Origin of the sequence: Hungatella sp. SB206 (genome assembly GCF_051132295.1) — a bacterium.
In the GTDB taxonomy this organism is placed as follows: domain Bacteria; phylum Bacillota; class Clostridia; order Lachnospirales; family Lachnospiraceae; genus Hungatella; species Hungatella effluvii.
Genome location: NZ_CP096603.1, coordinates 529,450 through 555,368, shown reverse-complemented (window position 1 = coordinate 555,368; position 25,919 = coordinate 529,450). Strand labels below are relative to the sequence as shown.

Sequence of the window (25,919 nt, the reverse complement as noted above, 5' to 3'; positions counted from 1 at the left end):
TCTCAACACTCTTCCTTTACTTTTTTATAGTTTCCGGCCATTATACAGGCCAGTATGACAGCAAGAATTCCTCCTGTGAGCTTTGCCGCCATCATTGGGGCAATCATGCGCGGATCGATCGACTGGGTGTAGGCATAATGCGCCGTGATAATACAGATCGCATTCGTATACCACGCTGCCGATATTATGACCCCCCGTCTGTCCATATCCTTTATCAGCATAAAGGCTGATAACACATTTACACAGGATATGGGAATGGCTGCTGCCGCCACATCATTGATATGCAGAAGTCTTCCAGCTGCCGCAAGAGGACGTCTCAACAGATAAATAAAGAGATATGCCAGGGGGATACTGCCAAGCTGTACAATACTCATATCGGCCACAATACCCATAGCATTTTCAATCGGTTCCAATCCATTGATGAGTGGGGTGTGAGTAATATACGTAAATGCTGCCGCTCCCAGGCTGAGAATCGTAATGATCCTGAGAATCCTGGCAAAAAGCATAAATCCGCGGATAACGCGATCTTTAAGGATCAGGAAGCCGGCAATCACCAATCCGGATATCAACGCTACCGGTATTGTATTTCGAATCAGCAGGACAGCGTCAAGGCCCATTGACAGACCACCGGCCACAGCCCCGGCCGGGACTGTGATCAGTCCGATCATAATTCCTGTTGCAAAATCTCCCTGCTGGTCTTTATTGATTAACCCCAGCGCCACCGGTATCGTATAGACCAGGGTGGCCCCCAGAGTAGAAGACACGATAAGGCCGGAATAGAGTCCAACGCCCTGGTCATCAGCCATAGACATGGCCAATGGATAACCGCCCATATTATTAGCCAGAATACATCCGAACATAGCCGGGTCGATTCCGAAGGACCGGAACAGGGGCGCCACAACTATTGCACAGCTTTTTCCCAGCAGAGGAGCAAGACAGATAATCCCCACCATGCTGAGTGCAGTCGGCCCCATACATAGAAAACCTTCCTCGAACTTTTCTCCAAGCTTTAATTTATTTCCGCATACGCAGTCGGCCGCGCCGATCAGGGCCCCCACCGCTATTAATAAATTCAGCATTTTTCTCAGTCACATCCCCTGCATCTGACTGCAGATCCGCTTCACCCGTCTGTCAGCTTCATATTGGACACGCTCCCGGTCTATCGTCAGGAATTCGCCTTCCTTATACACCACGCGTCCGTCTATGACGGTCATATATATATCAGACGCCTGTGCAGAATAAACAACATTAGCCAGAATGTCATGTTTCGGAATCAGATGGGGCTTGTCCAGATCCAAAATGATAAAATCAGCTTTCTTTCCTGTCTCTATCACTCCACAGTCCGCTCTCCCCTGCGCCTCCGCTCCGTTAACCGTTGCCATCTCAAGCACGGTCTGAGGCGGCAGCAGCGTTGGATCCAGGAAGGCACCTTTGGCCGCCAGCGATGCCAGATGAATCTCCTCCATCACATTTAAATTGTTATTGCTTGCCGCTCCATCTGTTGCAACTACCACCCGGATACCCTCATCCAGGTAGCTGCTGATCGGAGCGACTCCGCTTCCCAGCTTTAGATTAGAAGAGATACAGTGGGACACTGTCGCTTTTCTCTCCCTCATGATCTCCTTATCCCGCTCCTCGAGCCAGACACAGTGAGCGGCCAACACGGGATTTTCAAACATTCCGCGCTCATAAAAATACTGGACCGGTGTTAAACCTCCATGACGAAGCTTACACTCCTCATGTTCTTTCTTTGTTTCCGAAATATGAGTATGGACTGTAAGGCCCTGTTCCTTTGCAAAAGCGGCCACTGCCTGTACCAGGTTATCTGTGGAGGTATACTCTGCATGCAGTCCCATATCTATCCGTATCCGTCCATCCTTTTTGTCTCTGTATTCATTCAGCAGGGATACCGTATTTCTCCAGCCTTTTAAGCTTTCCGGTCTTTCATGGGGATCTGAGGAAGAAAGACCATGGCAGATATTTGCCTTCATCCCTGCATCGTAAAGGGCACGGGCAATATCCTGTACATGGAAGTACATATCCGAAATTGATACGCATCCGCCTGCCATTAATTCCATCGCACCTAAGAGCGCCCCGTAATAGCAGTCTTCCTCTGTCATGTTCCCTTCAAAAGGAAACATTTTTTTCGTCAGCCAGTCATTTAATGAGAGCCCTTCTCCCAGTCCGCGCGTCAGAGTCATCGGCACATGGCAGTGCGTGTTGTAGAAGCCTGGCATCAACAGTTTATTTTTTCCATCAATGACCATTTCCGGGTCTTTTTCCACCACGTCCACGCCAATAGAATCAAACCGGCCGTCTTTCACAACGACATTCCTGTGCTCCAGGGGCTCCATATTACTGTTTAGAACCGTAATATCCTTTATCAGCATACCTTTCCCCCTCACTCAGCGTCGATCCGGATTAATGCCTCCAGGGCAATTAATATTTCATGTTCAACCGCCAGCGCTACCATTTCCTCATCCGGCTGATATCCCTCTACGCCAACTAACTCGAAGGCCGGTGCGTCCGCTGCAAGAATAGCGCCTGCTTTTATCCCATGAAGGCTGGCCACCACCAGAAGTCCCGCCACCTCATTTTCCATGGCGATCACTCCAGCCTTCTGATATAATTTGACCCTGGATTCCAGGAGTCCCGGATAAAACAAAGCCTGAGTCAAGACAATGCCGCTATGGGCCTGTAACTGCAAATTGCTGGAGCTTTCCTCCAATGCCTTCACCACATCCATATCCGCAACTGCCGGATAGGAAAGCGGAAGCATTTTCTCCGTCACGCCGTCTTCACGGCAGGCTGCCTTCACGATTACCAGACTCCCTGCGGTAACTTCCTTCTGCATTCCACCGCAGGTACCTACGCGTATTATGACCTTTGCTCCCGCACGGCAGAGGCTTTCAAATCCGATTACAGCCCCTCCTTCTCCCACGCCATGGGAAGTTACCGTTACGGGAACGCCTTTATAGGTACCGCTGTACGTATGGTATTCTCTGTTTTTTGCAAGGCATTTCACATTTTCCAGCTTCTCAGAGATTTTCTTAGCTCTGGCCGGATCACCACAGGTCAGTACTCTGGGGTTGATATCACCCTCACAAACTGCAATACACGGTAAAACATCTCTCTTTTTTTCTTCCATCTTCTTACCTCTGTTTTTTTCTGATTTTTTTACTTCCAAAAATCGACAATGCTGTCACCGTCGCAATATAAGGAATTGTCAATGTCAGCTGAGAAGGAATAACATTCTGCAGCGATACTCCGATTGCCTGACAGAACCCGAAAAAGAGGCTGGAGGCGATAATGAATACCGGCTGATTCTGGCCCATACTCGCTGACGCCATGGCTATGTATCCTCTTCCTGAGCTCATATTTTCCGAAAAGAGCGTAACCTGCCCCATACTAAGCACAGCTCCGCCGAGACCACACAGGGCACCCGACACCAGAACCGCAATCATCTGAGTCTTTAAAGTTTTAATTCCCAGACTTCCTGCCGCTTCCTCATTTTTCCCAATACTCTGTACATGAAACCCCTGCACCGTCCTGTATAGATAGATAAACATAAATATCGCCAGAATATAGGACAGATAATCGATAAAGGTCAGCTGCTCGAGCACGCGTCCAAGAAATGGAATATCCTTTATCACAGGTATGTTTAATTTAGGCAGTGCCTTTAACTGGGGACTTGAGAAGCTTCCCTTAACCCCTAAGATCGTATACAGCAGTACGCTGGTCAGGCCGCTGACCAGGAGATTCACCGACGTACCAATTACCATATCAGCCGCCTTATACTTTACCTGCAGAATGGAAACAAGAGAGGCCACCGCCGCTCCGGATGCCACACCACAAAGCACTGCCATGTACACGTTTCCTGTATAATAATTAGCCACAATAGCTACGAAGGAGCCAATTAAAATCTGGCCTTCCAAAGCAATATTAAATACTCCTACCTGACTGCAGATTGCAGAGCCTAACGCAGCAAGCAGTACGGGAGTTGTGGAACGTATTGTCGAATTAATGATAACCGCCAACAGATTTAAATTCATGCCGCAGCGCCCCCTCCTTCGCTATGATCCATTTTCAGTTTCCGTTTCTTAATAAATTTAATTCCTATCTTTGCCGAAACAAACAGTGTAATCGTACTTTGAATCACAGTCGCCATCTGCAGCGGAATACTGGAGGATCGCTGGATCGCCTGTCCCCCAACCTGAAGTCCGGAAAGAAAAATCGAGGATACCAGGATTCCTACCGGATGCAGGTCTGCAATCAGTGCGGCCATCAGGCCCGTCCATGCGTAACTGGCGCTCGTAAACATCCCATCCGTATACCGGTATTTATATCCGAATATCTCGCACATCCCGGCCACAGCAGCGATCGCTCCGCTTAAGGCCATCGTCTTAAGCATGACTTTCTTTTCGAATACACCGCCATACTTTGCAAAATGAGGGTTTAATCCGGTCATCTTTGACTCATAGCCCAAAACAGTCTTCCGTTCCATATAAAAAAACAGAATTGTAATAACCGCCGCGACAACTATTCCCAAATTCAGGGTGTTCGAGGAGCTAAACTGCAGAAAATGGGTGCTTTCAGGAATTGTTTTTGTTACAAGCGACAATCCATCTCCCGATTTATCCTTAAACGGATAGCTCACCAGATAGGAGGCGATGTAATTGGCTACATAGTTTAACATGAGTGTACATATTACGATAGAGCTTTGAAATTTCATATTCAGAACAGCCACAAGAGTAGCGTAAAGACCTCCTGCAATGATTCCGGCGAGGATTGAAAGCGGCAGCAGCAAAAAGCCGGGAAGAGGCACGTAAATCGCTGTAACTGTCGCGGCAAAGGCTCCGGTAATCATCTGCCCTTCCACACCAATATTAATGTATCCTGCCCGCCATGCCGCTGCGGTTGCAATTCCACAAATAATAATTGGTGTAGCTCTGGTTAATGTCTGTGTCAAATAATAGGGGTTGAAAAACGATTTTTCAAACATATTCATATAGATTTCAATTGGATTTTCATAAGATACCAATATGAATACAGCTCCCACCAGAAGACCCAGAAGTGTAGCCGCAACAGGCTGGGCCATAACTTTTCCAAACTGTTTTCCATAGTTTTTTAATTTATCCATTATGCCCTCCCATCATTAAAAATCCGACCTCCTCCGTGGAAACTTCTTCCCGGTTGAACTCTCCTCTGATTTTTCCATCATAAATAACGTAAACACGGTCAGATAAAGCCAGTATTTCAGACAGCTCCGAGGAAACGAGCAGCACCGCGTCTTTCCTGTTTCTTTTTTCCACGATTCTGTCATGAATAAATTCCCTGGCTCCTATGTCGACGCCTCTGGTCGGTTCTGCTGCAATTAAGAATTTTGAGTGATGCTCAATCTCCCTGGCCACAATCAGTTTCTGTATGTTCCCTCCCGACAGCGATCCGGCTTTATTCTGAATATTGTCATACTTTACACCATACTTCTCCAGCAGCTGCAGCGTAAATTCCTGATTTTGTTTCTTGTCCAGTATTCCCTTACGTGAAAATTTCTTCTGATACTCAAATCCCATGATTGCAGTTTCTTCCAAAGACGCTTTCTTAGCGCATCCATATTCATAACGGTCTTCCGGAATATGAGCGCAGCCTGCCTCCCGGATCTCCCGTACACCCAGGCTGGATATCTCTTTTCCCTCCAGCGTAATCTTCCCTTTCGTCAGATTAGTAAGCCCGGTAAGACACTGGATCAGCTCTGTCTGTCCATTGCCGGATACGCCGGCCAGCCCCACAATCTCGCCCTCCTTCACATGCAGGCTCAGCCCCTTTAAGACCGTAACGCCATCGTTTTCACAGTATGCATCCTCTATCTCCAAAACGGTTTTCCCGGGTTCCTGCTTCTCGATCTTACGCTGCGGGATTCCTTTCCCTACCATGAGATAGGACAGCTCTTTTATATCCGTTTCACTGATTTTCCGTTCCCCTATGTAGTTACCTTTTCTCATAATAACTGCCCGGTCCGCCACATCCATGACTTCCTGCAGCTTATGTGTAATAATAATAATGCTTTTTCCACGGCTTGCCAGATGTTTCAGAGTCTTCAAAAGCTCATCAATTTCCTGCGGAACCAAAACTGCTGTGGGTTCATCGAAAATAATAATGTCCGCATCCTGATACAGCACCTTTAATATTTCAATCCTCTGCCGCATTCCCACAGAGCACTCCTCTACTTTCAAATCCGGATTAATTGAAAGCCCATATTCCTCACTTAGGTTTTTAACGATTTCACTCGCTTTTTTTCTGTCAAAAAACAAGTTTTTCTTCGGCTCTTTGCCATACACGATATTTTCCGCAACCGTATAGCTGTCAAACAGCATAAAATGCTGCTGCACCATGCCAATGCCGCAGGCAATGGCATCCTGCACGGAATGAATACTTACCTTCTTTCCATCCAGAAATATTTCTCCCGAATCAGCGTGGCCCAGTCCATACAGGATCTTCATGACCGTGGTCTTCCCGGCGCCGTTTTCTCCTATTACTGCCAGAATCTCACCCTTATTCATCCCAAAGCTGATATGATTATTCGCAATCGTCTTGCCATATGTTTTTGTTATATCTTTTAATTCCAGGAACATATTAAGTCCTCCTGTTATGGAAGAAGATACTGCAAAACACAGGATCTCTGTCTTTCGCAGCATCTCCTCTGACATCTAAGCCTATTGGTTATAGCTCTCTTCTTCCGGAACTACTGATAGATCAATCTCTTTGTTCTTAATTTTTTCAGCAGTCTCTTTTAATGTTGCCACATCCTCGTCAGTCAGTTTTTCATTTCTCGGATTTTCACTCTCATGGGTAACGAAAACAGCACCGATCGCACCCTCGGCAACACCTAATGACTCATCCTCTGTCGTCCACTTATCTGAGTAATACTGATCAAGCAAATACTGCATGGTTGCATAAGTATCCTTGATCTGGCTGGTAACAATCCATGGATTGTCAGGGGAAGTCAGATCCACATCCTGACCTGAAGTATAGAATTCTTTTTCTTTTGCGGCCTCAAACACGCCTTTATCTCCTCCTGCCGCCGCGGAATTGATAAACTGGCATCCCTGCTCATACTGCTGGATTGCATACTCTTTGGATTTCGCCGGATCATTATAGCTGCCGACGTAATTGAAGATAAATTTGGCATCCGGTTTTTCGGATTTTACACCTTCCATATATCCCCATCTCCATTTCCAGCTGCCAGGTCCCTGATTCACATGTACTGCGCCGAATTGGCTGGCCGTATCATCCGTTACCATGCCGGCAATCTTTCCGATTAAATACGCACCTTCCTGTTCTCTATAGGAAATACATTTTACATTTTCTACATCTACCTGGGAATCAATAAGCGCATAGTCCGCCTTATCCGGAAATTCAGTTGCAACCTTGGTAATTGCATCGCCTGCCTGCCAGCTGCCTCCGATAATTAAATCGGCGCCCTCTTCCACCATAGCTCTGCAGTTGTCTTCATATGCAGCCGCATCGGCACACTCAGCCACAACCGCTTCAAATCCATATTTCTCCGCACTCGCTTTCAGACCTTCAATCATGTTTAATACGAATACCTGTGTACCTGCCACATCGCAGATCAACGCGACTTTTTTCTTTTCACCATTCTTCTCCGGAGCCGCTTCACTCTGTGCCGAATCCTTTTTTTCCGCCGCATTTGTATTGCCTGTCGTTTCAGAAGCACCACAGCCCGTCAGCACGACCATAGCAGCGCAAAGCCCCACTGCCAACATTTTTGTTATACTCTTTTTCATCATTCATCCTCCTGTGATTCCATATGCGCCAAAATGCTGCTCAGATATTTTTTGAACTCCTTTGCTGACTGAGCGGCCACATAATCAACCTCTTCCCCATCAACCCGATTATTGTTTACACCCGCTGCCATATTGGATATCAGTGATATAGCCAGTGTCTTCAATCCACAATGTGCCGCAGTAAGTGCTTCTGTGACAGTTGACATCCCTGCCGCATCCGCGCCGGCCATTCTTAAGAAACGAATTTCAGCCGGTGTCTCAAAGTGAGGTCCCGTCTGATATGCGTAGACCCCTTCCTGAATCCTCAGACTGCACTCCTTTGCCAGACTCTTTGCCAGAGTTCTTAAACCTTCATCATAGGCATTGCATACATCAAAAAACCTCGGCCCGATCCGGTCATCATTCGGTCCCCTCAGCGGAGAGGCGCCTGCCAGATTGATATGGTCCCTGATAATCATCAGATCCCCCGGCTTGTATCCCGTATTGATTCCTCCAGCCGCATTCGTCAGAATCATATTCTCAACTCCCAAAAGCTTAAAAAGACGAACCGGAGCCACCAGCTGTTCATAATCATATCCTTCATAATAGTGGAAACGACCGGACATACAGACTACCTTTCTGCCGTATAATTCTCCCAGAATCAGTTTTCCCGCGTGAGATTTTACCGTGCTGACCAGGAAGTCAGGAATATCCTCATAAGGAATCTCAACGGGGTTTTTTATATCAGAAGCCAGGCTTCCTAATGCCGAACCGAGAATCAAAGCTGTCTGTGGTTTGAAATCAATCTTACTCTTTACGTAATCTGCACTTTTTTCAAAGTATTCCAGATTAAAGTTGTATTTCATCTCGATATTATTCATACTTCTCCTTTTTAATTAAGATACGTATTCCTTCTATTACCGTTCTTATGGCCGGTGATAAATCCCGTACAGTCTCACAGGGGAGTCCGGCCTGCTCCCTCTCTTTGTTCCAGATTACATGCAAAACTGCACCCGCACGGATCCTTCTGATCTGGGAAACTATGAACACGGCTGCACATTCCATCTCTGATCCGAGCGCTCCTGCACGAATCCATGCATCATAATGTTCTTTTAAGTCCCTTCCAACAGGCATTTCAGCCGGCATATGCTGCCCATAATAGGAGTCCTTACTCTGCACCACTCCCTTGTGGGCTTTTACCCCAATCACAGCTGCAGCCTCACTCAAAGCAGAGGTCACATCAAAATCAGGGACCGCCGGAAATTCTCCATATACATATTCTTTCGTTGTGCCTTCCTGTCTGATCGCACCCGTTGGGAGTATAATCTCACCGCTGCCAACCTCCTGCTGCATCCCGCCGCAAGTCCCTAACCGTATGACCGTATCAACTCCAATCATGGCCAGCTCCTCGACCGCGATCGCAGCCGAAGGGCCTCCCATTCCAGTTGAAATAACCAGTACTTTTTCGCCTTCCAGATAGCCTTCGTAGCTCGTATATTCTCTATGTACCGATAACGGTCTGGGATTTTCCAGATAGCCTGCGATTACCTTCACCCTACCGGGATCTCCAGGCAGAATCGCATACCTTGCACCGACCTCCGGCCCTAAATCAATGCTGCTGCAATATCCCCTCTTTATCATAGCGTTTTTCCTTTCTCCGCGTAGGCCTTCAGCTGATAGGGAGAGAACACTCCTAAATCCGTAACGACACCGTTGCAGAGTTTAGGCGGTGTAATATCAAAAGCAGGGTAATATGCCTTCACCCCTTCTTTTGTGACCTTTGTTCCCATAGCCTCCATTACAAGTTCCGGATCTCTGTATTCAATCTTCACCGTGTCAATAGTCTCATGACGCAGATTCGGTGTTCCTGTTACGAAATACGGGATGTTATGATAACTGGCGGCCAGCGCAATCTGGAATGTTCCCACCTTATTAACCACATATCCGTCCATGGTGATAACGTCGGCAGCAGAAGTAAATACATCTACTTTTTTTTCCTTCATGATAAACCCCGGCATATTATCCGTTATAACCGATACATCGACCCCCATATCATACGCTACACTGGCGGTAAGCCTTGCCCCCTGAAAATATGGCCGCGTCTCCGCGCAGATCATTTTGATGTCATTATTACGCTTGTGGCATTCCTTGATCAGAGTACCGATGATTGTCTCCGCAAAACACTGGGTCAAAATGGTTCCATTTTTCGGAATCAAATCTGCTAAATAGCTGCCGATCTTTTCATACTTTAAATAATTGTTGTTAATATAAGAGAATGCATATTCTCTTAAGGGTTCGACAAGTTCTTTTGCACAGCCGCCGTCTTTTGCGTGCTTTCTTACAAGCATCATGGCTCCATCTACAATCTGTACCATTTTAGCCACCGTCGTCGGCCTTGCATGGGATAGGGTATAGGCTGCCCTGTCCATATATTGCACAAGCTCATCTCCCGATTTCTCCCCTGCCTCATATGCGGCCAGTGCCATACCCATGGCCGCCGCTGTATATGGCCCGCCGCTCTGTGTCACCATATCAGCGATCGCCTGTGCAACCTCCTCGTGTTTACTGCAGATTACATATTCCGTCTTTACGGGGTAAATTCTCCTGTCCAGAATTTTCACCTTACCATCTTCATACCACGCTACATTTTCATACCGCAGAAGAAAACCCATCTGCTCATCTGCTCTTCTCATGCTATCCTCCTTATTTTCCTTTCATGACATTCACATATTTTTCATCAATAATCTGTACCTCTCCATTATTTAAGGCAAGGCTGTATATCTTAGCCGCGTCCTCCGTGTAGACTGCCCTGATATGAGCCTGTTCCAAATTCTCTCCCACAGCCAGAACTCCATGGTTGGCCATCAGGCATGCATTTCTGCCATTCAGCTTCTTAACCGCTTCCACGCCAACCTCTACAGTTCCAGGTATGGCAAAGTCCGCAACTTCTACCTCACCGCCTAAAAATGGGACCATCTCAATTAAGATCACCGGTATGCTCTGATTATTTACGGCAAACGAAGTGGCATACGGTGAATGTGTATGTATCACAGATGATATCTCCGGCTTCTGCCTGTAAACCTCGGCATGCAGCCTCCATTCTGATGAGGGTTTTCTTTCCCCTTCCAGCACCTCTCCATCCAGAGTCATTCGTACCAGATCCTCCTCCGTCATAGTTTCATATGGGAGCGAACCTGGTGTGATAAACATCTCACCCGACGCATGATCATAATAGCTGATATTTCCGCTGGTCCCTGCAAACAGGGCTTCACGATAAGACTGCTTTGTTACTTCAAGAAGTTTTTTTCTTATTTCCAAGTGATTATGTCCCCCTTTTCTTGGTTTTATGTTGTTTTATGTTTTATATAAACAAGATACCACACAATTCCAATTTATGCAACTATTAATTATTAGTTTCTTCTATTTTTTTTGTGATTGTAAGTTGTTTTTTGTATCTATTCAACACATTTACTGATAGTCCAACACGTTCTTTCCACAAATACCTCTTTTTTTTCTTATCTATTTTCCAATTCTTAAACATAATATACAATCCTCCAAAACAAAAAAGGTGCTGTTTCATGGAGAACAATCCATAAAACAGCACCTTTTTTGTTTTCTATTCTTCTTAACACCTCGTGAAATAATCCTATTTACCGCATTCGACCAAATGTATACTGCATTCTTTTAAATGATTCTTCCAATCCTTCGTCAGCTCTTTATCCGTAACCAGCACATCAACGCTGTCCAGGGTACCCATCCTGGCAAATGCCGAACGGTCGAATTTTGTGTGGTCTGCAATTAGAAATTTCTTATCCGCACAGTTTAAAATACTTCTATGAAATTCAGCTATCATATCACCTGAATCATAAATTCCATAAGCAGTATCCAGGCTGGTACAGGATATAAACGCCTTGTCAAAACAGTATCTCTTTAAATACTGGATCGTCTCAATTCCAAAGAACGCCTGGCTTTTTTCATCAAAGTCTCCGCCCGGTATACATAACTTTATATTGTTATGCTGAGACAACAGCTCCATAGCCGGAAGAGAATTGGTCATCACCGTCAAAGGGATGTTGGAAATAAAATTACAGAGTTCAAACACAGTAGTTGTATGGTCTAAAAATATACAATCATTCGGCTGTATAAACGCTGCTGCATACATTGCCATCTGTCTTTTTTCTTCCCGCATGATCGACGACTTTATCTTCTGTGAAACGGTTATATTCTTCTTAAAAACAAGGGAGGCTCCTCCGTACGTTTTAATCAGAAAACCTTCATTGCTCAAAACTTCAAAGTCGCGGCGGATCGTCTCTGTACTCACAGAAAAGGCGTCTGCCATCTCGGCAACCGTTACATTCTTTCTCTCGAGTAAAATTTCCTTAATTCGCTCTCTGCGTTCAATAGATAACATCTTGTTCCCCATTTCCCATTATCTGATTGGATACTATGAACCGGATCGTACAAACATATTCTTAAATGCGCCGGGTTCCCGAAATTTATTCCGGTTCAGAACCAGATCAATTCCCATCTCTAGAATCCGTCTTTCTGCCTCTGCCCTTTTCCCCTGGCCCAGACTGACGATATCCTCTGCCTTAGCGCTGCCAACAACCCTACGAATTAATTCCAGACCTGCATATCCCGCTGTATCCTCTAATATACCCATATAATACCATTTATTCAGAATCTTTTCAAATGCATCTTTCTGAACCTGCTCATGATCCATTCCTTTCACCACAAACAACTCTGGTATCTTTGAAACTGTATTCTCTGCCCATATTACACCAGCCGGTTTTTGGTTCTGTCTGGCATTTTCCCTTGCAAGCAGCAAATGTGCAATCAAATTTCCTATATCATATCCCATCGGGCCGTAAAATGCAAATTCCGAGTCAAATATTTTCATTCCCAGCTCATTTACAAAGATGGATCCTGTATGCAGATCACCGTGCAGCAGTGCCTGTGCCTCGGTCATATAGCGGTATTTCAGCTTTCCGGCTTCCTGATGCAGTGTCTCATTCTGGTAAATATTGGTTTTAACAAACAACTCATTTTCCGGTTCCACTGAATTTTTTCCCGAAAGGTTAAACATAGCTTCATCAAAAACAAGACGTTCGCTTATCTCACACAGTTCCGGATTGGTAAATCTCTTAACCTGATACTTTTTTTGAATATGATCCTTACCGACATCCGATGTCCTAACCCAGGTTTCCGCCAAAAACGAACTGATCTGTTCTGCAAAATCGGGGAAAATCCTGTCTTCTTCAATCAGCGCCTTTCTCAACACAGTATAGTCCTTCAAATCTTCCATAAACATACAGTCCATGGTCTCATCGTAGAGATAGACCTTCGGAGCACAGCCGGGCAATATCTCGTTTTCGGCCTCCAGAGCTGCAGCCTCTCTTCGGTTCCTTTTTCGGCTGATACTTCTTTCCGATGAAAGGCGGGTTGACAATCCCGCCTGTTTTAAGATAACGCTTTTCTCACCATCGCTGATCCGGTAAATATAATTCATATTCCCGTCCCCAATCTCCTTACAGCGCACGTTTGCTCCATGACTGCAAAAAAATCCTTTAGCACATGCGTATTCGGCCGCACTCTTTTCATCCAGTGCAAAGTACTCCCCCTTTTCCATGCAGTTCACTCCTGTCCTGAATCCATGTAAAGCAGATGAATAAGCATTTCTCTGTCTATGTGACATACCTGGCTGATATTCATCTCCTCCTCCGTGTGCTCCAAACGGTTGTTAATATCAATAACCAGCATGCCAAATGTCAGCTTCCCCTTTAAATCCACCTCTCCATATCGCTTTTTCTTCTCACAAAGCCATGGAAGTACTGCCGCTGCCACCGCCGCCATCTCCTGCATGGGGAGATTCCTTTTTCTCTCCCCCATGGGGGCTTCTGCGTTCACATCACACCACCGTTTTTTCAACAGCCTGTTGAATTGATGCATGACCGGCTCTGTCTCATATCTTCTGCTGTCAACCTCACTCAAAGACATATAGCAGAAAGTTCCCGCATCAACCGGACACATGGTAAAATTTAATCCCTGTTCCAACACATACTGCGCCGCTTCCGGGTCGAGATATGTCTGCACATCCTTTACAATCTGCAGGCTGGCATGTCTTTGTGTCCCTCCGCACCAGATCAGCTCTTTTATTAATTTTCCTGCTTCCGGGTAGCGTTCAAGAAGTATTGCCATATTTGTCAGAGCGCCTGCACAGAGGACTTTGGCCTCTCCGCCGGCTTCTCTCAATTTTTCGTATAAAAAATCTGCAGCATCCAGCCTGGATACCGCACAGACTTTGCTGGTATCAACCTGCAGGCCATTAATCGGCTCGGAAATATCACTTGCCGACACAGGCAGCTGATAATCTCTTCTCCACGGACGATCCGCACCAAGTGCGACCGGCACCTCCCAGCCCAGCAGTTCATTGAGGCCGGATATGCTTCTGTGTGAACTTTCCAGTGACGTCTCCCCAAAACACAATGATATTCCTTTTACCTCAACATGATTCAGACGGTTCAGGGCAAACAGTATGCCTGCAGTTTCTTCTGTAATGTTTATGTCAACCAATATGAGTTCTTTATTCATTTCTGCCTCCTGTCTTTTTCCCGATGTATCTATTGACGCTCATACTTTTGTTCATACATTCGTTCATACTTTTGAAAGCACTCCATAAAGAATGACGAAAAGCCTTCCCGATCCACCGAATCTACAAAGAACAGATTCTTACGGTCAAGCGGAAGTTTCAGCGTATCCTCGTAGTCTATCACTGTCATTGCCACACATAAATCACTCTTGCTTTCTGCTCTGCAGTAATATCTTCCATAAGTAAATAATTCCGGATGTTCGATAAACGCCAGAGCGCAGTTGTCGTGCATAGACTGGCCGGTCAATCCATTTACTACATTTTCTCCAATCTTTGAACAGGTTTCGTAATAGGCGTCAACCATAAGACTGGCCGCCTTGCCAACCGGTGAGCGAAACTGCTTCATGTGCTCCATTTCCTCAACGGTTATAAGCGCATCCCCGGTTAAGTCTCCCGGACACATATAAAAAGGAATACCAGACTCCATGACAATTTCCGCGGCCTGTGCATCATAAAAAATATTGACACTGGACATAGGGCTTAACGTCCCCTCTCTGATATAACCGCCCATATTAACAAAGCATTTAATATACCGGGACGCATCCGGATATTTCGTCAACAGAATTGCAGCGTCAGTCAGAGGGCCCAAAAGGCAGTATACGACGGGCTTCCCATACTCTTTTATCGTCTGATAGACAAAATCCCATGCCTTTTCTTTTCTCAGCGCTGTTTTTGTATCTTCAAAATCGAATTCATAGCCCCCCAGACCATTTGCCCCATGAACCACCATTCCTCCGGATTCATTTTTCTCATCATACTTCCTGTTGCAAAGCAATGGCCTCTGGGCTCCCGCCGCGACCGGAATATCTTCCCGCCCGCACAGTTTAAGAACGTTCAGTGTATTCCTGAGAGTGTTTTCTAAGTGATTGTTTCCATGGGTAGCCGTCACTCCCAGAATCTCCAGGGAATCACTGACACAGGCCATCATGAGAGTAGTTGCATCGTCAATGCCGGTATCTACATCAAAGATAATTGGGATTCGTTTCATCTTTTTTCTCCTTTTTTCTTTTTATATTACGCCTGTCGGCACTGGTGTTCAATAATCGGTTCGTTGAAGATACCGCCAGATTCAACCGGGGGTTGAATAATTCGTGAAGATAGATTATATTGAAAAGAGAGACAACCCGGCCGGGTCGGAAAGAAGAGGTTTATGAATGGAATTAGGAAAAAACATTGCAAAGTACAGAAAAGAGAGAAATTTGACTCAAACCAGACTTGCAGACATGCTGGGAGTATCGTTTCAGGCGGTATCAAAATGGGAGAACGGAAATTCTATGCCCGACATTCTGCTGCTGCCTAAACTGGCCGCTGTTCTCAATGTCAGCTGTGATATCTTAATAGGACATTACCCCGCAGTCTTTTCTTCTCCCTATGATGAACTTTATCAGTCTCCGGAATATTATTGGGGGACACAGCCGACAACGCTCAGCATGAAGGTACTTTCTTTCTATCCTCCCATGAGTTCCCCCTCTCTTCTCGATATCGGCTGCCGTGAGGGGCAGAATGTACTTTTCTTTGGCAGAAACGGTTACCGGGCTACCGGTGTCGATGTCTCGGAGGCAGGCATAAAAAAAGCTCAGCTGCTGGCTGAGAATTGGCACGTAAGGGCAGAGTTCATCTGCGCATCCATTGAGAATTACCTTCCCCGTCACAATTTTGATATTGTGTTCTGCGATGATATGCTTCATTTGCTTCCTCCTGACAGCAGGCTGCAGCTGCTGAAGGAGTGTAAGAAATTTACACAGCCAGGTGGAATTCATGTGATGAATGTTCCGGTTGAAAAACCATTTTTAACATATAAGTATGGTATTCAAAAGGCTTATCCATGGCACTCCGGGGAACTGTTCACCATCTATTCCGATTGGGAGATTCTGGAGGGCGGCGAGACAGGCAAGATGCCCATGGGACATGGAGGGGAAGAACGGATTTATAATTACCTGGTGGCCAGGAAAAGGGAGGGGAAAGGGATATAGTTTTTATCTGAGAAAATGGATTGGCGGAGGATGGGATGGGGGGAGTCCGCAGGAGCCAGGCATACGAATCAGGAAGGTTCTCCAACTATGCTGGCATAGATACAGACTTGGCAGAACCTTCCTGATTCGTATGCCTGGGGGGCGTTCGGCCCATACCTCTTTTTCTATCCTGCTCATTGCTTGGCCATGTTTGCGAATTTCGTAAACTCTGGTCTCCACACTAAATTAACCGTTCCAATGGGACCATTTCTCTGCTTCGCAATAATAACTTCTGCAATATTCGGCATATCCGTATCTTTATTATAATAATCATCTCGATAAAGAAACATAACCACATCCGCATCCTGCTCGATTGCTCCTGACTCTCGTAAGTCCGACAGCATCGGACGGTGATCCTGCCTCGTCTCACACGCTCGGCTTAACTGCGATAATGCGATTACCGGCGCGCTTAATTCTCGCGCCAGCGCTTTTAAGGATCTTGAAATCTCTGATATCTCCTGCTGACGGTTGTCTCCGCCGCCTTTTCCACTTCCACTCATCAACTGCAGGTAGTCAATAATCACCACGCTTAATCCATATTCCAGCTTCATCTTTCGGCATCTGGAACGCAGTTCCATGATAGAAATACCCGGCGTATCATCTATGATCAGTTTGGAATTGCCGATGACACCGATTCCTTCTACTACCGCATCCCAGTCGGAGTCGGACAGCGTTCCGGTTCGAAGCTTCTGGGAATCTACGTTGGATTCCATCGCTAACATACGGTTTACCAGCTGCTCCTTTGACATCTCCAGACTGAATACCATACACGGCAGACCTTTTTTTACCGCAATATGATCAACCAGGTTTAGTACGAACGCCGTTTTTCCCATGGAAGGACGGGCCGCAATCAGAATAAAGTCGGAGGGCTGCAGGCCCGATGTCTTGTAATCCAAATCGATAAAGCCTGTCGGGATTCCCGTTACGGTTCCCTGGTTTTTGGAGGCTTCCTCGATTTTTTCGAGAACGTTCATCGCAACCTGACGGATAGGGACGAAATCACCGGAATTACGGCTCTGCAATAAGTCGAATACCGTTTTCTCCGTCGTCGCCAGGATTGTCTCCAGCGGCTCTTTTCCTGCGTAACACGTGTTGGCAATGTCTTCGTTGACCTTGATCAGTCTCCGCAGGACCGCTTTCTCACGTACAATGTTCGCATACGATTTGACGTTGGCCGATGTTGGCACCGTCGTGATGATGTCCCGCACGAAGTCGAGACTGCTTACCTCGGGCGGGACATCCTTTTCCTTTAACCGGTTCTGAAGCGTGATTAAGTCTACCGGCCTGTTTTCATTGAAAAGCTCTACCATGGCCTCAAACATGACTCCATACTGGTGCTGGTAGAAATCATCGGCCGTTATGATCTCGGAAGCCGCTATAATCGCTTCCCTGTCCATCAGCATGGAGCCGATTACCGACTGCTCCGCCTCCACACTGTGAGGAAGTACCCGCTTGATCAGGGCGTCATCCATGTCTTAAGCCTCCTAGCTCTCTACTACTTTAACAGCAAGCTTCCCGGTCACTTCCTTGTGCAGCTTGATCGGAACCTCATGTACTCCAAATGTCTTAAGCGGCTCCGGAAGAACCAGTTTCTTCTTGTCGATATCTAAGGACAGCTGGCTCGCGATGGCTGATGCAATCTCCTTTGAAGATACGGAACCAAACGCCTTTCCGCCTTCTCCCGCCTTGATGGAAACGGTGATGGAAGACTTCCCAAGCTTTTCTGCAAGCTCCCTTGCCGCTGCCAGCTGCTCTGCTGCCAGTCTGGCCTCATTGGCCTTCTGAAGCTTTAAATCATTTAAGTTCTTCGGAGTTGCTTCGATTCCCAGCTTTTTCGGGAGAATAAAGTTTCTCGCGTATCCGTCATTGACCTTGACAATCTGTCCCTTTTTTCCAAGTGTTTTTACATCCTCTAATAATACTACTTCCATTATGATATATCTCCCTTCTCTAACATGTCTCTGATGACTTCCTTGACACGGTTTCTCGCTTCCTCAAGACTCATGTCCTTCAGCTGCGCTCCCGCGATGGTCCGGTGGCCTCCGCCGCCCAGCTTCTCCATCATGACCTGGACATTCACCTCGTCGATGGAACGGGCGCTTAAGTAAATCGTATTGTTGTAGAACGTCATAACGATAGACGCCTTCATTCCGGCTATGTCAAGCAGCTCGTTCGCCGCCTGGGCGCCCACAACCGTCGGGCTTTCAATGCCCTCGGACGGGCATGTGCTGATCGCAAAACAGCCCTCAAATATCTCCGCCTCCCTGACCGCCTCCGCCTTGGCCTTATAATCGTCAAGATCGTCGCGGAACAGTTTGCGGACACGCACAACATCGGCGCCGTTTCTCCGCAGGAACGCGGCGGCCTCGAAGGTGCGGACACCTGTCTGGTTCGTAAAATTGTTGGTATCGATCACGATACCGGCATACATCGCGTCGGCCTCGGCCGATTTGATACGGATTCCGTCGGCGATATACTGCAGAACTTCCGCAACCATCTCACACGCGGAAGACGCGTACGGCTCTACGTAAGAAAGCACCGCATTGTCGATGATCTCACTGCTCTGACGGTGATGATCCAGAACCACAATGGTCTTGACCAGCTTAAGAAGCTCCGGTGCATCGGTGATGCTGGGGCGGTTTACATCCACCACCACGAGGATGGTGTTATTGTCCACTAAGTCGGCAGCCCTGGCGCCGGTCATGAAAATATCGTCCGGATAATCGCTGTTGCCGGTAAAACGGTCCATCATCGGCTTCACCGAGGAAGTCACTTCGTTGATAATAATGTTGGCCTTCTTGTTCATGGCCGTGGCAATCCGGTAGATGCCGACTGCCGCGCCGAAGGAGTCCACGTCCGTCAGACGGTGCCCCATGATCAGAAGGCGGTCCTTCGTCTCCATCAGCTCACGGAGGGCGTGGGCCTTTACACGGGCTTTCACACGGGTGGTCTTCTCCACCTGCTGCGCCTTGCCGCCGAAGTACTGAATCCGCTCCCCATCCTTTACCACAGCCTGGTCGCCTCCGCGTCCCAGAGCCATATCGATGGCGATACGGGCGTAGTCGTAGCTCTGGCTGTAACTTTCCCCGTTCATACCGAGGCCGATACTTAAGGTTACCGCCATCTCATTGCCGATGTTGACCGTCTTCACATCCTCCAGGATAGAAAAACGGTTATCCTTCAGCTCCTGAATATAGCACTGTTTGATCGCAATGAAATACTTATCCTTTTCCAGCTTCTTCACGATGCCGTTCATGGCGGTGATGTACTTGGTGATCTTCCGGTCTATCAGTGCGGTTAAAAGAGAGCGGCGCACCTCTTCCACACTCTCCAGCGCCTCCTCGTAGTTGTCGAGATAGATGAGGCCGGCCACCATCTTCTGGTCGTTGACCATCTGCTTATAAGTAAGAATCTCCGTCTCATCGAATAAATAGACCGCGATCAGCACCTGACCCGCGTCCTCTGTACCGATGGCATCCGCTATGTCCTCGATGGAATCCTTCATGTAAACGGCCTTCAGCTGAACCTGATACTTACGGTCACCGCACGTGCAGTGGAGCACCACAGAGCCCTCCTCTAAATCCAGGACCTCCTTTGTGATCTCCGGAAAAATCGATGATAAGTATTTCCTCGTATTTTTAAATGGCTTTTCCTCGCCCAACACTTCTGCCAAAGCAGTATTCCCCCAGAGCAATCGGCCGCTCTCATCCGCGATTCCGTACGGAAGCTCCAGGTCGGTAAGCAGCTGTTTCTGCATCCAGGAATATTCCGCAGAAAATTCCACCAGGCCATTTAGCAGTCGTTTCTTTCTGTAGGTGTAGATCCACAGAGCGATTCCGATATACAGCAGCGTAAACACAGCCATAATAATCCCGGCCGTCACGCTGACCGCTCCGATTATCGCATTCATGATAATCAGCATCGCCGATAGATATAACGGCCACTGCATATAAGCCCTCAGCTGCCCCTTTACTTTTATTTTTTCTTTCATATTTGTCTCCTTAGAATATAGGTTCCGCAGGCAGAGCGGGGCGCGCCTCCATGCGGAACATTTTCACATTATAGGACGTATTGTCCCGTAACATGAAAAAAGGGTTCTTTTTTCGCTATTTTAATATTATAACATAGCCTCTCTGGTTCGTCTATGATAATGGGGCAAAAAATCAGGGACTGCCCCCGCCGGAGTTCCCGCTTATGAATAAGTAAGAACCCGGTGTGCCAGTCCCATTCTGCCTGCTTTTTCCTGTTAAAACCGTCAGTACTTACTCAGAATTGCGGCGACCTCCTCCGGCTTTACATGACCGTAGGAATCGCTGTCCACCATCAGGTTCGGAGCGGTTTTGCACTCCTTTAGACATTCCTTCATCATGATCTTAAATGCACCGGACTCCCTCGCCTCCACCGCCTTCAGCACCGCCTCAAAAACTTCAGCGGAACCCTTACTGCCGCAGCGCGCTCCCGTACAGACCGTGATGCAGTGTCCATAAGGCGCCTTCTTAAAGCTGGGATACAGTTTGATCAGCTGTAAGAGAAGCGTCTGCTTCACGCCCAGTGCATCTGCCATCGCGCTGGTCTTCTCCGAAGGAATATATCCGTACAGTTCCTGTACCTCCCGAAGCATCTCCACGATATTATCCTGGCTCTTCGCATCCTTCTGGCCGCCGTAGTAGTCCACGATTTCCTGCCACTGGCGTTCCTTCTGCTCTTCTTCCTCCATCTGCATTCTGAATTCGTTTCTGTCCATGTCATTCACCAGCCCTTTCCCTCCTGTCCGGCATTACGCTCCCATCATACCAGATTTCGTTCTATATTTCTATCCTTTCCTATTTCTGCCTGACTATTCCTGTCACACAGGGTAACAGTCAGCTTACGCTGAGGGAATTTAGAAAATGAAAGGGCTGTGAAAATATGGAATTAAATCAACTCCATTTTTTCACAGCCACTTTCTGTCTTGTCTCTATTCTACCAGTTTCCCATTTTCATCCACCAGATATCCGTCCGGTGTCCTGGTATTCCGGTACATTTTTCCTCTGGTTCCGTCAGGTTCTTCATTAAAGTAGTAGTAAACTCCGTCAATGAGATACCATCCGGTCACCATCCGTCCTAAGGTGTTGTCGGAAACCGGATTTAAATAATAGGTATCCCCGTTTCCTTCCGTATACCATCCGGTCATCATGTATCCGTTTTCGTCAAACCGGAACCAGTCAAAGGCAGACTGCCCGGCCATGATATTGGCATAGGGATTAAATACGGCAGCCCAGACATTTGCATAGCTTCCGTTGGCTCCGTAAAGATTCCAGCCTCCAGCCACCTTCTGCCAGGTTCCTTCTGTCACATATTCCGGAACACGAATTCCTTCTATCAGCTTCGTAGCGCCTCTGTAATTCACCGGCAGGCTGCTTTTCGATTCCCCGGTTCCGCTGGAGCCGGAGCTTCCTCCGTTATTTTCCGGTTTCTCCGGCTCTGCGGGCTGATCCGGTTCTTTATCCAGGACCTTGACGGTCCAGCCTACGGTAGTAGTCCTCTGATTGCCGGATTCGATGGTATTGGTCACCCTGCACTGATACTCATACGTTCCGGGAATCTCGGTGGAGGGCAGATAGCTGTTGCCCGCAGCTCCCTCTATGGCATTCCACTGACCGTCTCCATTCTTCACATACCACTGGTAGCTTAACGTTCCTCCGTCCGTCACCCATGCGGTGACGCCCATTTTAGCTGCCTTTTCACCCTTTGCATACTCCCTTTTGCCGGCGTCAGAGCTGACAGTTGGATACTGTGCCCCTCCTTCCTCCCTGCCCAGCACCTGAACGCATGCAATCTTACTCATAACCTCTGCTGTCTGGTTTCCTGTTGCCTCGGGCTTGAAATTGATAATCTTACAGAAATAGTACGTAATCCCCGGCTTATCCATATGGGGAATGATCGTTTTATCATTGTTATACATCGGGAGCCAAGAGGCGCCTGTCATGCTCTTTACATCGTTTTTAAACCACTGATATTCCACCTTTCCGCCGTCTTCCGATTTTGCATCAACCGTAAGAGTGATAAAGTTTCCGCTTCCCATTTCGCAGGTCTGCATCTCCTCATCCAAATCCTTTAAGAGGATCGGCGGTTTCGCATCGGTTACTGGCCCTGAAACCTCAATGAACCAGGTTGCATCGATGGTACTGTGATCGCCGGACAAAATGGTATTGGTCACGGCGCATTTATAACGAAACAGTCCGCTGTCTTTTGTGGAAGGCTTATAGCTCTTCTCGACAGCTCCTTCTATGAGCTTCCACTGACCGTCTGCCATCTCATACCACTGATAGCTTAATGTTCCTCCGTCCGTCACCCATGCATCCACTATCATGGCCTTCGGCTCTTCTCCCTTTGTATACTTTACCTCATTCGCATTGGAGCCGAGACTGGGGCGCTGTGCCTTTGCTTCTTCAACTACAATGGTAACTGCCTGCGTGGACACAGAGACTTCTTTCTCCTGTGTGGCCTTCTCGTTGGTATTGGTCACAACACACCAGTAATAGGCAGTTCCCGGTTCCTCGCTGGACGGCAGATAGTTGGAGCTTTTCGCACCGTCAATGGCTTCTGCTCCGCTCTGATCCGCCTTAAGGCTCCTGTACCACTGGTAGCTGATTTTCCCTCCATCCTTCGGATTCATTACGCCGATATATAACTCATCAGCCTTTTGATACTGCTGGTATGTAACGGTTTTGGCTTCCAGATCCAAAGTAATCACCGGCTCATCGGCCTTTTCCGGCGGCGGATTTACCACGATCGTGGCAGTCTTACTGTTTATTTTGACCTCCTTCATGACACCGCTGAAGAATTTCTGGCTTGTCACCTGGCAGCGGTAGTATACAGTTCCTACTTCGTTTGTAGGAACAGGAAGGATATTCTGGGTTTTTCCGCTTAACATCTCCCAGTTTTCTTTATCCGTACTCTGATACCACTGGCAGGTGAGCGTGCTGAAATTTTCACTCATGGCGTCGACCCGCAGCGACAGAGAATCCAACTGGATACATTCCCTCGGCTTCTCGTCCAGATCAACAATAAAGTAAGGCTTATCCACCGCCATAGTATGGACATTTACCATAGTGCTGACAGCCTGGGCCGTCTTATTCACCGTGGCCTTCTCGTTGGTATTGGTGATGACGCACCAGTGGAAAATCTGGCCTGCCTTCTCCGTGGATGGCGTATAGGCAGGTTCCGTGGCTCCTTCAATCGGGGTGCCTGTGTCGTAATTGGCATTTATATTGCTATACCACTGATAGGATAAGGTGCCTCCGTCCTGGGACTCGGCCTTTATCCTTAATTCCTCGGCCTCATCTCCCACCCAATAATCGCTTTTTCCGGTGGTATCCAGGGTAATCTTCGGCTCCTCGGCATTCTCCACGGGTTCTTTTGGCTCCTCAATGATCACAATGACTCCGTAGGTTGCTTTGCTGGCCGTTTTCTTTCCTGTAGCCTGTAGATTTTCATTGGTAACCTCACAATCGTATAAGTGGATTCCTATCTCGCTGGAAGAAGGCGTGCAGGATGGCTTGTTACTGTCCGGTATAAATTCAACAGAGTTGTTTCCCCTGTCGCCGGTTTCATCACAGACCGTCCTCCTCCACCGATAGTTGATGGTTCCCCCGTCTGTTGGCTCTGCCACTTCAATGATTAAGGGTTCTGCAGTCTGATTGAGTTCATATCTGACAACGCTTTTCTTTTCTAAATTCTTTATAATAACCGGCGCCTCGGCATCCCAAAGCGGCTCGATCGTCCCGCCTTCTCCCTCTGGAAGAAGCGGCGCATCTGTGTCTGTTCCGTCAAAGGCGATGAGGGACGGAAGCTCAGCTCCCACGGTAAGCTCTGTTTCCCCAGGCTGATTCCAGACATTCTTCGAAGCTGCTAAAAGCCGGAAAAACGTCATTAAGGAATCGTTGCCTGAAGCGGCGGAAAGAGTCTGGCCGTTGGCCGCCTTTTGAAGGTCTGACCAGCCCTCCTCTTTGAGCATTGCCTCCTCGCCCTCTTTTCCCAAAACCATATCCTGGCGGGCAGAGCAGTCTGTTATCATACCGGAGCTTCCCACATACCCGGCCAACCGGCCAAAGCTTTGCGCATTCTCCCCCAAAGCTGTAATTTTCACATTCAGCGCACAGCATTTTTCTATGTAGGCCCTGTAGGAAGCCACATAGCCTGCGATACCGCCGACGCCCGGGTTTTGATAACCAAAACCGCCATTCGCCGGCCCCGTAACCGTGCCTGTGGCGTAGCAGCGCTGTACAGCTCCCTCCTGCATCTGGCCCACCACGCCGCCGGCATGGCCGATTGCCATTGCTGATTCACTGGGCCATATCGACACGTCGCCGGTGGTATAGCAGTCCATAATCCACCCGTTGTCCTTTGCCGTTCCCACCAGACCGCCGGCGCTGACATTGACAGCGCCATCGTCCAAATCCTGATCAACGGTAATCTCGCAGGCAGAGTAGCACTGCTTCACATAGGAAGAGCCCTCTAAGACTCCCACCAGACTGCCTACATTACAGCCAGCGTCGCGATAAGACTTGGAATAGGCAGCAGTAACCGTAACGGTTCCCTCCACGCCCAACTGTTGTATTGTACTGCCTCCTGCCACATGGCGGAACAGGCCCACTGCATCCTGCCCCTGCATGGAATCCGGATCGGCCGTAATGGCCAGCCCCCGGATCACATGGCCGTTTCCGTTAAAGCTTCCTTTAAAATAGCTTTTCACGCTCTCACTCGAGTTTTCTGCTCCGGTTCCGATCATGATATTCCCGGCATTGTCAAGATCTTCTAACAGCTCATACTTTGTCTCCCTGCTGGCCTGATTGGTATCCGGATCATTGACTAACTCCGTCAGTCTCTCAAGCTCCTCCAGGCTGCTGATGGTGTAGGTTTTTCCTGCTTCCAATTCAGTCACGGTGTCGTCCAGGGGGATTTCCGCCTGTCTTTTAGACGCCGCAGACGGGGTGGCCGCATTGCTGTCCGTCGCCTTCCGGCCAGCGAACTCTGCACTTAGTCCCTGATCCTTAGAAAACTGGGCGTCCTCCCACGCGAAGCTTGGCGCTCCCGACATGGAAAAGACCATGGAAAGCGTGAGAAATACAGATAAAATCCGCTTTCCGTTCTTCATTTTTCTCATTTCATTTCCTCCTTATTTTATTTCTGCGGGCAGCAAGCCAGGCAGACACGCCGGCGCACCCATTTGGCGACTGCCAAAGGAGTCAAATCCCACATTTCTCTACCGTGAATTATAGCACGAACCATGACGGCGTTTTGGACACCGTGCTAAAAATCACGTTTTCGGAGATAAAAATCACCTGTCTGTTTCGGCTCCAAAAGAGGAGAAGCATACGCTCTTTATGGCCGTTCTCCTGCATATTTGGGGAAATGAAAAGGCTGTGAAAAAATGGAATGAAATCAACTCCATTTTTTCACAGCCCTTTAAACGTTTATATCCCGTAAAAC

The 25,919-nt window shown here is 47.7% G+C and carries 21 protein-coding genes; 1 reads left to right on the top strand and 20 read right to left on the bottom strand.

Annotation, left to right across the window (positions count from 1 at the left end; all coding sequences use genetic code 11):
• Nucleotides 1-2: 2 nt before the first annotated feature.
• The 15 genes from M1L66_RS02585 to M1L66_RS02515 all read right to left on the bottom strand — a co-directional run bounded on the left by M1L66_RS02585 (nt 3) and on the right by M1L66_RS02515 (nt 15,421).
• Complete coding sequence (locus tag M1L66_RS02585) at nt 3-1,079, bottom strand: ethanolamine utilization protein EutH (protein WP_002602011.1); 1,077 nt, start codon at nt 1,077-1,079, stop codon at nt 3-5.
• A gap of 9 nt (nt 1,080-1,088) precedes the next feature.
• Nucleotides 1,089-2,390, bottom strand: coding sequence for an amidohydrolase (locus M1L66_RS02580; protein WP_156832713.1), 1,302 nt, complete (start codon nt 2,388-2,390; stop codon nt 1,089-1,091).
• A gap of 11 nt (nt 2,391-2,401) precedes the next feature.
• Nucleotides 2,402-3,148 carry a nucleoside phosphorylase gene (locus tag M1L66_RS02575; protein ID WP_434690618.1) on the bottom strand — a complete coding sequence of 249 codons (747 nt, stop codon included), beginning with the start codon at nt 3,146-3,148 and terminating at the stop codon, nt 2,402-2,404.
• 4 nt (nt 3,149-3,152) lie between these two features.
• Nucleotides 3,153-4,052, bottom strand: coding sequence for an ABC transporter permease (locus M1L66_RS02570; protein ID WP_434690616.1), 900 nt, complete (start codon nt 4,050-4,052; stop codon nt 3,153-3,155).
• Nucleotides 4,049-5,140, bottom strand: a complete 1,092-nt coding sequence (locus M1L66_RS02565) for an ABC transporter permease (RefSeq protein WP_434690613.1) — start codon at nt 5,138-5,140, stop codon at nt 4,049-4,051. Before M1L66_RS02565 ends, M1L66_RS02570 begins: the two co-directional genes overlap by 4 nt.
• Nucleotides 5,133-6,632, bottom strand: coding sequence for an ABC transporter ATP-binding protein (locus M1L66_RS02560; protein ID WP_025531851.1), 1,500 nt, complete (start codon nt 6,630-6,632; stop codon nt 5,133-5,135). Before M1L66_RS02560 ends, M1L66_RS02565 begins: the two co-directional genes overlap by 8 nt.
• Before the next feature lie 81 nt (nt 6,633-6,713).
• Nucleotides 6,714-7,808: a BMP family ABC transporter substrate-binding protein gene (locus tag M1L66_RS02555; protein WP_117502039.1), complete on the bottom strand. Its 1,095-nt coding sequence runs from the start codon at nt 7,806-7,808 to the stop codon at nt 6,714-6,716.
• Nucleotides 7,805-8,665 (bottom strand): purine-nucleoside phosphorylase, encoded by an 861-nt coding sequence (locus M1L66_RS02550; RefSeq protein WP_025531850.1) that lies wholly within the window; start codon nt 8,663-8,665, stop codon nt 7,805-7,807. Before M1L66_RS02550 ends, M1L66_RS02555 begins: the two co-directional genes overlap by 4 nt.
• Nucleotides 8,658-9,425: a nucleoside phosphorylase gene (locus M1L66_RS02545; RefSeq protein ID WP_434690610.1), complete on the bottom strand. Its 768-nt coding sequence runs from the start codon at nt 9,423-9,425 to the stop codon at nt 8,658-8,660. Before M1L66_RS02545 ends, M1L66_RS02550 begins: the two co-directional genes overlap by 8 nt.
• Nucleotides 9,422-10,477 (bottom strand): S-methyl-5-thioribose-1-phosphate isomerase, encoded by a 1,056-nt coding sequence (locus M1L66_RS02540; protein WP_434690608.1) that lies wholly within the window; start codon nt 10,475-10,477, stop codon nt 9,422-9,424. Before M1L66_RS02540 ends, M1L66_RS02545 begins: the two co-directional genes overlap by 4 nt.
• A 10-nt stretch (nt 10,478-10,487) precedes the next feature.
• Nucleotides 10,488-11,102 carry a class II aldolase/adducin family protein gene (locus tag M1L66_RS02535; protein WP_434690606.1) on the bottom strand — a complete coding sequence of 205 codons (615 nt, stop codon included), beginning with the start codon at nt 11,100-11,102 and terminating at the stop codon, nt 10,488-10,490.
• A gap of 328 nt (nt 11,103-11,430) precedes the next feature.
• Nucleotides 11,431-12,195, bottom strand: coding sequence for a DeoR/GlpR family DNA-binding transcription regulator (locus M1L66_RS02530; RefSeq protein ID WP_002602022.1), 765 nt, complete (start codon nt 12,193-12,195; stop codon nt 11,431-11,433).
• Nucleotides 12,196-12,228: 33 nt separating this feature from the next.
• Entirely contained in the window at nt 12,229-13,413 is a 1,185-nt protein-coding gene (gene mtnK, locus M1L66_RS02525; protein WP_434690603.1) for an S-methyl-5-thioribose kinase, read from the bottom strand.
• 5 nt (nt 13,414-13,418) lie between these two features.
• Nucleotides 13,419-14,375 (bottom strand): nucleoside hydrolase, encoded by a 957-nt coding sequence (locus tag M1L66_RS02520; protein WP_434690600.1) that lies wholly within the window; start codon nt 14,373-14,375, stop codon nt 13,419-13,421.
• Nucleotides 14,376-14,404: 29 nt separating this feature from the next.
• Complete coding sequence (locus M1L66_RS02515; protein WP_320932449.1) at nt 14,405-15,421, bottom strand: nucleoside hydrolase; 1,017 nt, start codon at nt 15,419-15,421, stop codon at nt 14,405-14,407.
• A 166-nt stretch (nt 15,422-15,587) separates the two neighbouring features.
• Between M1L66_RS02515 and M1L66_RS02510 the strand changes: the two genes are divergently transcribed.
• Complete coding sequence (locus M1L66_RS02510; RefSeq protein ID WP_002602026.1) at nt 15,588-16,406, top strand: helix-turn-helix domain-containing protein; 819 nt, start codon at nt 15,588-15,590, stop codon at nt 16,404-16,406.
• Between the two features lie 173 nt (nt 16,407-16,579).
• Here M1L66_RS02510 and dnaB read toward each other — a convergent pair whose 3' ends face one another.
• The 5 genes from dnaB to M1L66_RS02485 form a co-directional block, all read right to left on the bottom strand.
• On the bottom strand, nt 16,580-17,917 hold the full coding sequence (gene dnaB, locus M1L66_RS02505; RefSeq protein WP_002602027.1) for a replicative DNA helicase: 1,338 nt from the start codon (nt 17,915-17,917) through the stop codon (nt 16,580-16,582).
• A 12-nt stretch (nt 17,918-17,929) separates the two neighbouring features.
• Nucleotides 17,930-18,376, bottom strand: a complete 447-nt coding sequence (gene rplI / locus M1L66_RS02500) for a 50S ribosomal protein L9 (RefSeq protein WP_025531337.1) — start codon at nt 18,374-18,376, stop codon at nt 17,930-17,932.
• On the bottom strand, nt 18,376-20,436 hold the full coding sequence (locus M1L66_RS02495) for a DHH family phosphoesterase (protein ID WP_434690595.1): 2,061 nt from the start codon (nt 20,434-20,436) through the stop codon (nt 18,376-18,378). Before M1L66_RS02495 ends, rplI begins: the two co-directional genes overlap by 1 nt.
• 264 nt (nt 20,437-20,700) lie before the next feature.
• Nucleotides 20,701-21,189 carry an NAD(P)H-dependent oxidoreductase subunit E gene (locus M1L66_RS02490; protein ID WP_434694184.1) on the bottom strand — a complete coding sequence of 163 codons (489 nt, stop codon included), beginning with the start codon at nt 21,187-21,189 and terminating at the stop codon, nt 20,701-20,703.
• A gap of 213 nt (nt 21,190-21,402) precedes the next feature.
• Nucleotides 21,403-25,593, bottom strand: a complete 4,191-nt coding sequence (locus tag M1L66_RS02485; protein ID WP_434690592.1) for an N-acetylmuramoyl-L-alanine amidase family protein — start codon at nt 25,591-25,593, stop codon at nt 21,403-21,405.
• Nucleotides 25,594-25,919 lie beyond the last annotated feature (326 nt).

Bases quoted from the DNA above. Each gene is read 5' to 3' on its own strand.
- M1L66_RS02585 (WP_002602011.1), bottom strand. From the start codon at position 1,079: ATGCTGAATTTATTAATAGCGGTGGGGGCCCTGATCGGCGCGGCCGAC.
- M1L66_RS02580 (WP_156832713.1), bottom strand. From the start codon at position 2,390: ATGCTGATAAAGGATATTACGGTTCTAAACAGTAATATGGAGCCCCTG.
- M1L66_RS02575 (WP_434690618.1), bottom strand. From the start codon at position 3,148: ATGGAAGAAAAAAAGAGAGATGTTTTACCGTGTATTGCAGTTTGTGAG.
- M1L66_RS02570 (WP_434690616.1), bottom strand. From the start codon at position 4,052: ATGAATTTAAATCTGTTGGCGGTTATCATTAATTCGACAATACGTTCC.
- M1L66_RS02565 (WP_434690613.1), bottom strand. From the start codon at position 5,140: ATGGATAAATTAAAAAACTATGGAAAACAGTTTGGAAAAGTTATGGCC.
- M1L66_RS02560 (WP_025531851.1), bottom strand. From the start codon at position 6,632: ATGTTCCTGGAATTAAAAGATATAACAAAAACATATGGCAAGACGATT.
- M1L66_RS02555 (WP_117502039.1), bottom strand. From the start codon at position 7,808: ATGATGAAAAAGAGTATAACAAAAATGTTGGCAGTGGGGCTTTGCGCT.
- M1L66_RS02550 (WP_025531850.1), bottom strand. From the start codon at position 8,665: ATGAATAATATCGAGATGAAATACAACTTTAATCTGGAATACTTTGAA.
- M1L66_RS02545 (WP_434690610.1), bottom strand. From the start codon at position 9,425: ATGATAAAGAGGGGATATTGCAGCAGCATTGATTTAGGGCCGGAGGTC.
- M1L66_RS02540 (WP_434690608.1), bottom strand. From the start codon at position 10,477: ATGAGAAGAGCAGATGAGCAGATGGGTTTTCTTCTGCGGTATGAAAAT.
- M1L66_RS02530 (WP_002602022.1), bottom strand. From the start codon at position 12,195: ATGTTATCTATTGAACGCAGAGAGCGAATTAAGGAAATTTTACTCGAG.
- mtnK (WP_434690603.1), bottom strand. From the start codon at position 13,413: ATGGAAAAGGGGGAGTACTTTGCACTGGATGAAAAGAGTGCGGCCGAA.
- M1L66_RS02520 (WP_434690600.1), bottom strand. From the start codon at position 14,375: ATGAATAAAGAACTCATATTGGTTGACATAAACATTACAGAAGAAACT.
- M1L66_RS02515 (WP_320932449.1), bottom strand. From the start codon at position 15,421: ATGAAACGAATCCCAATTATCTTTGATGTAGATACCGGCATTGACGAT.
- M1L66_RS02510 (WP_002602026.1), top strand. From the start codon at position 15,588: ATGGAATTAGGAAAAAACATTGCAAAGTACAGAAAAGAGAGAAATTTG.
- dnaB (WP_002602027.1), bottom strand. From the start codon at position 17,917: ATGGATGACGCCCTGATCAAGCGGGTACTTCCTCACAGTGTGGAGGCG.
- rplI (WP_025531337.1), bottom strand. From the start codon at position 18,376: ATGGAAGTAGTATTATTAGAGGATGTAAAAACACTTGGAAAAAAGGGA.
- M1L66_RS02495 (WP_434690595.1), bottom strand. From the start codon at position 20,436: ATGAAAGAAAAAATAAAAGTAAAGGGGCAGCTGAGGGCTTATATGCAG.
- M1L66_RS02490 (WP_434694184.1), bottom strand. From the start codon at position 21,189: ATGGACAGAAACGAATTCAGAATGCAGATGGAGGAAGAAGAGCAGAAG.
- M1L66_RS02485 (WP_434690592.1), bottom strand. From the start codon at position 25,593: ATGAGAAAAATGAAGAACGGAAAGCGGATTTTATCTGTATTTCTCACG.